The organism is candidate division KSB1 bacterium (genome assembly GCA_034505495.1).
Classification (GTDB): domain Bacteria; phylum Zhuqueibacterota; class Zhuqueibacteria; order Residuimicrobiales; family Krinioviventaceae; genus Fontimicrobium_A.
This window is the reverse complement of record JAPDQV010000067.1, coordinates 1-10464: the sequence shown is the minus strand read 5'-3', so window position 1 is coordinate 10464 and position 10464 is coordinate 1. Positions and strand designations below refer to the sequence as shown.

Annotated in this window: 7 protein-coding genes; 3 read left to right on the top strand and 4 right to left on the bottom strand. The window is 52.0% G+C overall.

Annotated elements, in window-relative coordinates; genetic code table 11:
* Positions 1–634: 634 nt before the first annotated feature.
* The 4 genes from ONB24_15080 to ONB24_15065 all read right to left on the bottom strand — a co-directional run bounded on the left by ONB24_15080 (position 635) and on the right by ONB24_15065 (position 6169).
* Complete coding sequence (locus tag ONB24_15080) at positions 635–994, bottom strand: DUF190 domain-containing protein (protein ID MDZ7317434.1); 360 nt, start codon at positions 992–994, stop codon at positions 635–637.
* 4 nt (positions 995–998) lie between these two features.
* Positions 999–1382, bottom strand: coding sequence for a fluoride efflux transporter CrcB (gene crcB / locus ONB24_15075; protein MDZ7317433.1), 384 nt, complete (start codon positions 1380–1382; stop codon positions 999–1001).
* A gap of 49 nt (positions 1383–1431) precedes the next feature.
* A complete protein-coding gene (locus tag ONB24_15070; GenBank protein MDZ7317432.1) occupies positions 1432–3138 on the bottom strand; it encodes a cation:proton antiporter in 1707 nt (568 codons plus the stop codon).
* A 679-nt stretch (positions 3139–3817) separates the two neighbouring features.
* Positions 3818–6169: a TonB-dependent receptor gene (locus ONB24_15065; protein ID MDZ7317431.1), complete on the bottom strand. Its 2352-nt coding sequence runs from the start codon at positions 6167–6169 to the stop codon at positions 3818–3820.
* A gap of 306 nt (positions 6170–6475) precedes the next feature.
* Here ONB24_15065 and ONB24_15060 point away from each other — a divergent pair, with 306 nt between their 5' ends.
* From ONB24_15060 to ONB24_15050, 3 genes are all read left to right on the top strand, one after another.
* Positions 6476–7978, top strand: a complete 1503-nt coding sequence (locus tag ONB24_15060) for a beta-lactamase family protein (protein MDZ7317430.1) — start codon at positions 6476–6478, stop codon at positions 7976–7978.
* A gap of 287 nt (positions 7979–8265) precedes the next feature.
* Entirely contained in the window at positions 8266–9285 is a 1020-nt protein-coding gene (locus ONB24_15055; GenBank protein ID MDZ7317429.1) for a LacI family transcriptional regulator, read from the top strand.
* Positions 9286–9359: 74 nt separating this feature from the next.
* Positions 9360–10334 carry a nucleoside hydrolase gene (locus ONB24_15050; protein ID MDZ7317428.1) on the top strand — a complete coding sequence of 325 codons (975 nt, stop codon included), beginning with the start codon at positions 9360–9362 and terminating at the stop codon, positions 10332–10334.
* Positions 10335–10464 lie beyond the last annotated feature (130 nt).

The following is a 10464-nucleotide window of genomic DNA, read 5'->3' as shown; positions in this document are numbered from 1 at the left end:
TAACGCTTGGATTTCTTACAAGTTATAAAGAATATCAAAGCTGCAATGAAAAGATTTTTTCAATAGCTGGTTAATGCGTCGGTATTCACGAGCCGGAGCATCCGGTTCATTTCGCGTCACTAAAGATCAAAACCGCTGTGAAAACGGATATGTTCCGAGAGAGTTTATGCCTAAAAACACAGTTTAAAGTTATTTTGAATTGAGTAAAAACTAATTTCGGCCGACAAATTTATGGAACCGGATGGATATTGCTTCCACTTTAGTTTATATGGTCGACAAAAAACTCAACCAGTTTTTTTTCGAAACCGACCATGCCCCTACTCTCGAAAGGAGAATAGCGAATTGATCAGGCAAAAATCGTCTGGTGAAGGCGCAATGTGTATAAATTTTCTTTAATCCGTGTCGTGTGTTTCGGCATATTTCTTACCGTTTCCGGAAACGAGGACCCACCCCTATCAGTTTGGTCGGAAAGCAGCACCCGAACAAATATAACTGCCTTATGATGTCAAAGAACAGGTCGCAAAATAGCCATCTATTTTTGGGCTGAATGATTTTCCTTTATTATAACCCCGATAGCACTGTTTTTTAATCCGGCCGGCGCACTGGGCGCAAAAGCATGCCGGCAACATCAAGTCTACTTGGAAGGATTTGTCTTTTTCTCCGGCCGGCGGTAGATGCGTACCTGGACCGGCTCCACGGTCACCAGGCCGGTCTGCAGGAACCAATCGATATATTCCAGAAAGTGCTCGATCTTTTCTTTCGTATCGACGATTTCGATAACGATCGGCAGGTCTTCGGACAAGCGCTCGATTTTAAAGGTGTGAATGGTGCGCGTATTCGGCCCGAACCCCATAATGCCGCGCAGCACCGTGGCGCCGGCCATGTCTTTGTCGCGCGCTTCGCGCACAATCCATTCGTAGAGGGGAATCTTGCCGCGCTTGTCGCTCTCGCCGACAAAAATGCGCAAAAGGTATCCTTCAGTGGGAGTAATCATAGGCTCATCTCCATATTGCGTGCGCTGCAATCCGACCTAACCAGACAGCTGCAAATCCGAAAACGACATGCAAGAGTACATTAAAAAAGCTGCTCCAGAGCCTGCCGTCCATCGTCAGGTGAAATGTCTCGTTCATAAAGGTGGAAAAGGTCGTAAAGCCGCCCAATAGGCCGATAAACACCATTTGCCGATTGACGCTGTTGAGCAGGCCGAATTCTTCGGTGAGGTAGGAGAGAAAGCCTACGGCCAAACAGCCGATCAGGTTGACTGCCAGCGTTCCGTAGGGAAAAGAGACGCTTTTCGAGGCTTGTTGAACGGCGCCGCTGAGACTGTAGCGAAAGAGGGTGCCGAAAAAGCCGCCGATACCGATAAAAAAAATTTTCTGCACGTTACTCCTTTTTCGGTTTTATAATGGAATGCATTTTTAGTGTGGTTAATCAAGTTTTTCGATTGGTGTCAAACATTTCCTTTAGGCCATTGTACAATTCTTCTGCGTCTGCCGCCGCCAATCGTCGTCTGTTGCTTTCCGAACGCCAGGCGCGGGCAATGCGGCCGAGAATCTGAACGTGGATATCTGCCGTTGCCGCCGGAGTTACCAGAAGAAAAATGGCGCGTACCGGCACCCCGTCAGGCGCATTCCAATCGATACCGTCCTTCGAACGGCCGAAGGCCAAAAGCGGGTCGCGTAGTCCGGCAAGACGCATATGTGGAATCGCCAAACCGTCGCCAACCGCCGTGCCGAACTCTTTTTCTCTCGCCAAGATTCCTTCGATTATTCTTTGTCCAACGGCGCTGTCGCTGATCGGAAGAACGGCGACGAGCTCTTTAACGGCGTTTTCGAGAGATGAAGCCTTGAGATCGGCAATGACGGACTGCGGTGATAAAAGATCTGCGGGCGAGGTCATGGCTCGTCGCTTTAAAGAGTGAGACAGCCAGGGACCGAGGATAATCGAAGAAAGAACGGCGGCGAAGACGATGGCGACGAACACCTGCTGGCCGATGAGTCCGCCCTGAAATGCCAGAAAGCCGACGACGATCTCCATCAATCCGCCGGGAGTGTGCAGAATGGAGATGAGATCCCGATTAAGGCGCGGAAGGTGGGCGAGATTGGCGCCCAACCGGGCACCCCAATAGCGGCTGCCGACACCGATTCCTAAAACCGCAAGGGAAAGCGGAAGATTAAAGTGCTCGGCAAAATCCACTTTTAGGCCGATGTTGACGAAAAACACCGGCACGAACAACGCATGCACCATTTGCGAAATGATGCCCCGCGTCTGCTCGGACAGGCTTTTGGCCTCGCCGACGATGACGCCCGCGATAAAGAAGCCGAAAAGAGCATGAATGCCCATCCGTTGGCAGATCATGCCGAATAATAAGCCCAAGAGAACGGTGATGGTCAGAGAAGTGGCAGGCTCGGGATAACGGCTTTTGTTGAGTGAGTCGAACACTTGAACCGAAAACTGTCGTCCGAAAGTGAGCGCTAAGGCGGCAAAGCCGATCGCTCCGGTAAGAATTAAAAAAACTGATCTGAACGCCAACTGCGAACTGGCATGCAGGCCGAGAATGATGCCGAAAAACACCCAACCGATGATATCCTTGACGGCCAAGGACGACATGACTAAAAATCCCGTTTCCGCTTTAAGCAGATTGACGTCATGAAGCGCGCGCGCCGCCACCGGCATGGCGGATATGCCGAGCGCTACGGCCATAAAGGCGGCAAAGAGCAGTCGGGAATCGGGGTTCGTCAAATAGCGATCCGGTATGAGAAGGGCAAAAGAAAAAGCAAACGCCAAGGGGACAAGGGTGTCGGTCAGAGCAATGGTCAGAGCGCTGCCGCGCTGACGCCAGGCGATCGAAAAGTCGATTTCCAGACCGGTTTCCAACAGCAATAGAAACACGCCGAGCCAAGCGACGGTTTCCAGCATGCTATTCTGGATCGGATCGTTGGGAAAAAGGGCATGATAGAATTGGGGAAAGATCCTGCCCATAACCGTTGGTCCGAAGAGGACGCCGACGAGTATTTCCGCGGTCAAGGCCGGCTGCTTCCATTTGCGGAAAAGCTCGCCCAAGATGCGCGCCCAGGCCAGAAGGGTGAACAGCTGCAGAAGAAAAATAAGAATGTGTTGTTCGTTGAGAAAGCGCACGGGCGTACTTTTATTTTTGCACTATTATACAAAAGTTATTGTTATTACGCAAAGGGGAAAAACGTTAAAGGTCCATTGTCGAAGGTCGAAGGTAGAGAGGGGAGAAAGGAGAGGGAGAAGGGAGAAGGAAGAAGGAAGAAAGAAAAAGTGGGGTATACTGCGAGATTAGAGAGCAGGGGAGGATTGTTTTCCGCCGCATAACGGGTTTAAGAAAAAAGGAAAGCTTTTAAGATGTTTTTTGTGGGGGGGGATGGATACCGCGGGACGCCCGATTGTGCTATATGCATGGGATGAATCGCACGCTGCGGGCACGAGATAAATCTCGCGCTACGACCAGCTCGTAGAACAATTTTTCGAATTGTCGACGTAAAACAATTTTTCAAATTGTTTCGCGGGGCGGGGTTTTAGCGCAGACCAGCGGTTTTGTGCGGCCGGCAACGGGAAACTAGAAGAATATTCTGCAGTGCCGGTTACCGGGCCGATGTATTCTATGGCGTGGGGTTGCATATGCACGGGATGAATCCCTCGCTGCGACCAAGTGCGCTGCCGGCACGGGATGAATCATGCGCTGCATTAAATTTCGCTGCATGCACAGGATAAATCCCGCTCTGCATGATCCTTGGGAAAATGCGCTGCGGCGCGGATGTTTTGAGATCCGCGCCGCAGGCGACAATGTGTTTTACAGTTCCCAACTGACACCGATCGACGGAAGAATGCCGATCTGGCTTTTGGTGGTAATGGTGTTGTCCCAGAAATTGTACGAAGGCCGCAACGGAATCGGATAATTGTAGATGTTTTGTATGTCAAGATAGACCGTCAACGTTGAGCCTTTCAAGTAAAAATAGCGATCCACACGCACGTCCAGATGATGAGCGCTGGGCAATCGCGCCGCTAAATATTCATCCGGCAGATTCTGGATGTTTTGGGGATCCTTGGGATTCGCTCCTTTTACATAAACCGGTGTATAAGGAACGCCGGTATAGTAACGGAATTTGGCCGAGAATTCCCAATTCCGATTCGGTTTATAACCTCCCGAAAGGTTCATGATAAAACGCTGATCGTACTGCCCGGGATAAGTCAAGCCGTTTCCGGCCGTCAATTCCGTCTTGTTGAGCGTCACGCCCCACAAGCCGTAAAAAGGCGTATTCGAAAACTTTTTCTGCACCAGCAGCTCAACGCCGTAGGAGCGGCCTTTGCCTTTGGAAACCATGTCGAAATAGCCGAACGACTGAAAGTTTTCCCGCGAGCCGCCATAGTCGGTGCCGGTGTTGGTAATAACGATGTAATCGCTTACGCCCGGCACGGTGCCGGTCGGCAAATCGCGATAGCTTTTATAGTATGTTTCCACAGACAGCCTCAGGTCTTCCTGCGCCAAATAGTTCCAGCCCAAAACTCCCATGGTATTGCGCAGCGCTTTAAGGCTGCGGTTGGCCGAATTCGTCAGCCACACGTAAGAAGGCGGCTGATAATAGACACCGCCGCTCAATTTGAAGCTGTGCTGCGGGTTCAGCTTGTAGTTGACCGCCAGTCGCGGCGCCGCATAGAGTTTTTGCTCGAGGTAGCCGTATCGATCGGCTCGGGCGCCGAGATTGAGTTCCCACTTGGGGTGGAGCAGCCAGTCCGCTTCCGCATAAGCTGCGGTTTTGAACGCCGTTTGGTCTTGGCTGAAGCGCTGCGGCAATCCCAGTGCGGCAATCGGCAAAGAGTTGCCGTTGCGGTCATAGATCACATCGGCAAAGGAGACCTCATTCTTGAATATCGAGGTTTTGGCCGATACGCCGCTGCGCAGGCCCAGGGTTTTCGACGCCACCCAATAGCGTTCCAACTTAACGTTCACTTCCCGCTCGCGTGCATCGCTGCGAAAGAATTCAAAGAGTTCTGGATCAGCCTGGCGAAAGCCGAATTTGTACAAGTTGGTGGACACGACAGCATCCAGATAGCCGGCGTTCAGCAGGCGGCGGTAGGTCATGCCCGCGACCGCCTGATACTGGGCATTGCCGAGAATTCCCGCGTTTTCGACGCGATTCTGAAAGGTCGACAAATCGCGGTCTACGTCGTTGATGGCGCTCAGACTGAGCAGGAACAACTTGTCTTTCGGCGTGAGATCATAGTGGCCGATTAGGTTAAAGTCGGTATAAACCGGAACGAACGCCAGTCCTGCAGCCTTGAAAATTAGATCGAGATAGCTTCTCCGTACCGAAAAAATGACGCCGCCCCGGTTTCCCAACGGCTGACGGAAATCGGCGCCGTATTGAGTGGCGGAAATCGTCAGTTTAGGATCGAAAGAAGTGGCGTGGTTTTCGATCATTTCCAGAGAAAGCACGGATGACATCTTGTCGCCGTAGCGGGCACCGAAGCCGCCGGTGGAAAATGACACATCCTGAACGAAATCGAGGTTGACGAAGCTGAGGCTGCCGGAGCCGGCGCCTTGCGTGCCGAAATGGTTGATGTTCGGCACCTCGATGCCGTTGATGACGTAAAGGTTCTCCGATGGCCCGCCGCCGCGCACCAAAAGATCGTTGCGGCCTCCGGCGTTGTTGACCGCTACTCCGGGCAAAGTCGAGACCGTTCGTACCACGTCCTCAAAGCCGCCCGGATAACGCCGAATTTCTTCGCGGCTTAACGCAATCACGCTCGGCTGCGCTTTGGTCGACTCGACAAAATAGCCGGCTGTTACGACCACCTCGCTGCCTTCGATGACCGTCGGCGTGAGACTAGCATTTACCGCCTCATTGCGCGAAGATTTGACGACGATGTCGGTTTTGATGACGCTTTCATAGCCGATATAGTCGAATCGCAGACGATACGTACCGACCGGAATTCGTTGAATGAAAAAGCGGCCCTCGGCATCGGTCGAAGCGCCGTAGGGTGTATCCATCACCACAACGTTGACGCCGACCAGCGGCTCGCCGGTTTTGGCGTCCGTTACTGTGCCGTTCAAAGAACCGAACAGGGTTTGCGCCTGTGCGTAAAATGCGAAAAGCATCAGACTGAATGCCGTCAACAATATGTGTTTAGCCTTTATCATCATAGTTGTCCCTTTCCATTTTTGTTCGTCATGGTTATAACCAATAAATTAGAATAATTATTCCTTTTTAGTATTTGTTAGATTAAGTAGTAACTTCTGCTCTTTTGGTATAAGCCGGCGGTGCAATACGCACGCATCTTTTTTATGTGCACACTTTATATACGAAACGTCGGCGGGGTGAAACTTTTCCATTACGAAAGGCCGATGGGGGAAAACAGAAATATAAATAGTTTATCTTCGACCCTTACTGTTGGATATTTGGTCGCAAAATGATAATTTTCATCAGGACAACCGACAAGGAGACCGTTTATGAGAGCCTTTTTGTGGTTCAGCCTTTTTTCGGCTGCTCTATTGGCTGCCCAACCGCTGCCGCGCAGCACTCCGGAAGCGGAGGGAATGCCCTCACAGGCGATACTGGATTTTATCGATGCCGCCGAAGCTCAAGTTGATGCGCTGCACAGCGTCATGATCCTCCGGCACGGCCGCGTCATCGCCGAAGGGTGGTGGATGCCGTACAGACCGGAGTATCCCCACATGCTCTATTCGCTGAGCAAAAGCTTTACCGCAACCGCTATAGGTTTGGCCGTCGCTGAAGGCCGTCTGAGCCTGGATGATCCGGTGCTCTCCTTTTTCCCGGACGAGGCGCCGGCCGATCCTTCGCCGAATCTGCGCGCAATGCGTATCCGCGACCTCCTGCGCATGACCAGCGGCCATCAGGACGACACGGTCAACCGTATTACCGCAACCCTTACGCGTATGGATGTCGCCGAAGCCAAAGCGGAACAGAGCTGGACTGCCAAGTTTCTTGCTCTTCCCGTCGAGCACAAGCCCGGTACGTATTTTCGCTACAATAGCGGTGCTTCCTACATGCTCTCCGCCGTTTTGCAAAAGATAACCGGCATGACGCTCATGGACTATTTGACGCCGCGGCTTTTCGAACCGCTCGGCATCACCTGCGCACGTTGGGAGAGCAATGCCGAGGGAATCAATCTGGGCGGCTGGGGGCTCTATTTGTGCACCGAGGATATCGCCAAATTCGGACAGTTGTACCTGCAAAAGGGCATGTGGCAGGGGAAAAGGCTGCTTTCGGAAGAGTGGGTCGAGGCGGCAACAAGTTTGCAGACGTCGAACGGCAGCAATCCCGAAAGCGATTGGGAGCAGGGATACGGTTTTCAGTTCTGGCGCTGCCGTTACGGCGCCTATCGCGGTGACGGCGCTTTTGGTCAATTCTGCATCGTCATGCCGCAGCAGGAGGCGGTGATCGCTATAACCGGCGGCGTGCGGGATATGCAGGCGGTGCTCAACTTGGTGTGGAAATATTTGTTGTCGGCCATGGGGGAGGCAATCCTGCCGCCGAATGAAGAGCAGGGCAAGCTTTCCGGTCGATTGGCGCAACTGGCGCTGCCCATGCCCGCAGGCGAAAGCAACTCAACGATGGAAAAAAAGATCGAGCGAAGCATTTTTCAATGCGAAAAGAACGAGTTCGGCTGGCAAAGCATCGAAATCAAGACGAAACGCAAAGAGCTGACGCTGGCAATCAAAACAGAAAAGGGCCAGGAACTGCTGACGGTGGGACGCAAAGAGTGGTCAAAGGGCGAGGCAGCGCTCACTTTTGCCGAGAGATATGCCTACGCAGCCGCCGGCGCCTGGGTCGAGCCGACTCTTTGGCAAAGCAAAGTCGTTTTCTATGAAACCCCCTACATCGTAACCCTCGATTTACAGGTCGACGACAACCGCCTGCTTATTTCTCTGCAGCCGAACGTCTCTTTTACCGGCACACAGAAAGTGACGGTGACGGCAGTCAAAAGATAGGGGAAGGGCCGAATCCCTTTTGCGTAAGGCACAAAAGCCGCAAAGCCGGCATGACGAGCGGCTGCAGTAAATTATGCCTCTCTGCTGCGGCCGCTCGTTGGTTTACCCCAATGTCGAAGCAAATGGGCTAAGGCGGTTTTTTCGTTTATTTTCGCAGCGATGCGGCTCAAGAGCAGAGGAAGAGGCGTTTTCTTGAAAAAAAAATGAGCGAAATTGCAAAATTATCTTGCAATTCGTAAATCATTTTAATATGTTAGCACAAAGGATTGTGCAGACGGAAAACGCCGATGAACGACGCCATCACCCTCAGAAAGATTGCCGCGATGGTCGGCTGCTCCGATTCGACCGTGTCGCGAGTTTTGAACGGTAAAGCACGGCAGTACCGCATCAGCGCCGAAACCGAACAGCAAATCCTCAAGCTGGCTAAAGAACTGAACTTTGTACCCAATCCGCTTGCCGCAAGCCTGCGTACGCATCGCACATTGACGATAGGACTTGTCATTCCCGATGTCTCCAATCCATTTTTTGCCGGAATTGTGCCGGTTATCCAAGGACAATGCCGCAAAGCCGGCTATAGCGTCCTTTTGGCCAATACCGAAGAAAAGACGCGAGTCGAAATGGATTCCGTCGCCATGCTGCAAAAGCGGCAGATCGACGGACTCATCATCGCGCCGGTAGGCGAGCGGTTCGATCATCTGCTCGAACTCCGCGAAAAAGGCTTGCCCATCGTGCTGATCGATCGCTACGCCCCCAACCTGCCTTTTCCCTATGTGACCTCGGACAATTTTCGCGGCGCCTATGATGCCGTCACGTACCTCATCGAATGCGGTCATGTTCATATTGCCTGTCTGCAGGGAGTACCCTATACCTCGCCCAACCAGGAGCGCGTCGCCGGTTACCGACAAGCATTAGAAGATGCGGGAATTCCGTTCAATGAGGATTGGGTTGCAGGAGATTCGTTCATCGAGGAAAACGGCTACTATGAAACACGCATTTTGATGAAAGACGTACCGAGGCCGACGGCGCTGTTGGCGCTCAGCAATCTGATCGCCTTGGGCGCCATGCGGGCTGTGCATGAAGAGCATCTGCGGATCCCCAACGATGTCTCGCTGATTGCGTTCGACGATCAGCCCTTTTTTCAATTCTTTGCGCCGCCGTTGACCGCAATCGCTCAACCCTATGAACAGATGGGACAAAAAGCCATCGAATATCTGCTGCGCGAGCTCAAAGATTCTCACGAGCCGCACAAATTAGCCCTAAAGCTGCCGGTTAAACTCATTCGGCGTGGCTCTGTTAAAGTGCTTTAAAAAATAAATAAAATTTATGGAGCTTCAAGCAATTATCTAAAATTTTTAATGTATTACTTTAAAGGATGGATGATATGAAACAACTGTTTTGCAGCATCTTGGTGGTCATGCTGGTGACTTTATCCACTTTAGCGGCTGAGAAGCAAAAAGTCATTTTCGACTGCGATTTGGCCGGCGACATCGACGACGCATATGCACTGGCGCTGGTCCTTACCAGTCCCGAGTTTGAAGTCCTTGGCATTGTTTTGGACCACGGCAACACACCGAAACGGGCGCAGGTGGCCTGCCGCATGTTATGGGAATGTGGGCTGGAAAACATACCGGTCATCGTCGGTCGTCATACGCCGAGCGTCGTCGGCGTCGATCGCGAGTTGGCCGGTTATTCGAATCAGTTCTATTGGGGAGAGGGTTTTGAAAGGCTCAAACCAAGCAGGCAGAATGCAGCGGATTTTATCATCGAAAACCTGCGCAAATACCCCAATGAGGTCATCCTCATCACCGTCGGACCTGTGCCCAACATGCAGGATGTTCTGCAAAAAGACCCAAAAGCGCTGCAGCTTGCCGAAAAGGTCGTATCCATGTTCGGCTCGTTCTATATGGGCTACGGCGGCGGACCAGTGCCGGACGCCGAGTGGAATGTCCGCGCTGATGTAGAAGCCGCCAAACGATTCGTCAACAGCGGCGCAAAATTGGTCTATGCAGGTTTGGATGTGACCACATTCGTCAAGCTGACCGAGGAGAACCGTATGCGGCTGCTCTACCGCAATTCTCCGCTTACGAACGCCCTGTGCGGACTGTACACTTTATGGCGCTACGAAAGCTATTCCCATCCCGATCCGACGCTCTTTGATGTGGTGGCGGTCGGTCTGGTCTTGTGGCCTGAACTTTTTACGACGCGCAAGGCGCATGTGCAGGTCATCGACGGCGGCTATACGGTGATCGATGAGAGCAAGGCGCCGAACTGCGAAATCGCTCTTACTGTTAACAAAGATGAACTGATTAGGCGCGCCATGGAAAGATGGCTGAAGCAAAATCTGGGACGGTTCTAAGTTTGCGGCTTAAATTGTAAGTTAATTTAGCGTTGTTTAAAGTTATCGGGATTTCCTAACTTGCTACAGTTGCATAACTAATCCATTAAGGAGGAAATCCCATGGTCATTCACAAGAGAACCAAGCTGAC

Coding starts and splice junctions, on each gene's coding strand:
- ONB24_15050 (MDZ7317428.1), top strand. CDS start 9,360: ATGAAACAACTGTTTTGCAGCATCTTGGTGGTCATGCTGGTGACTTTA.
- ONB24_15065 (MDZ7317431.1), bottom strand. CDS start 6,169: ATGATGATAAAGGCTAAACACATATTGTTGACGGCATTCAGTCTGATG.
- ONB24_15055 (MDZ7317429.1), top strand. CDS start 8,266: ATGAACGACGCCATCACCCTCAGAAAGATTGCCGCGATGGTCGGCTGC.
- ONB24_15080 (MDZ7317434.1), bottom strand. CDS start 994: ATGATTACTCCCACTGAAGGATACCTTTTGCGCATTTTTGTCGGCGAG.
- ONB24_15060 (MDZ7317430.1), top strand. CDS start 6,476: ATGAGAGCCTTTTTGTGGTTCAGCCTTTTTTCGGCTGCTCTATTGGCT.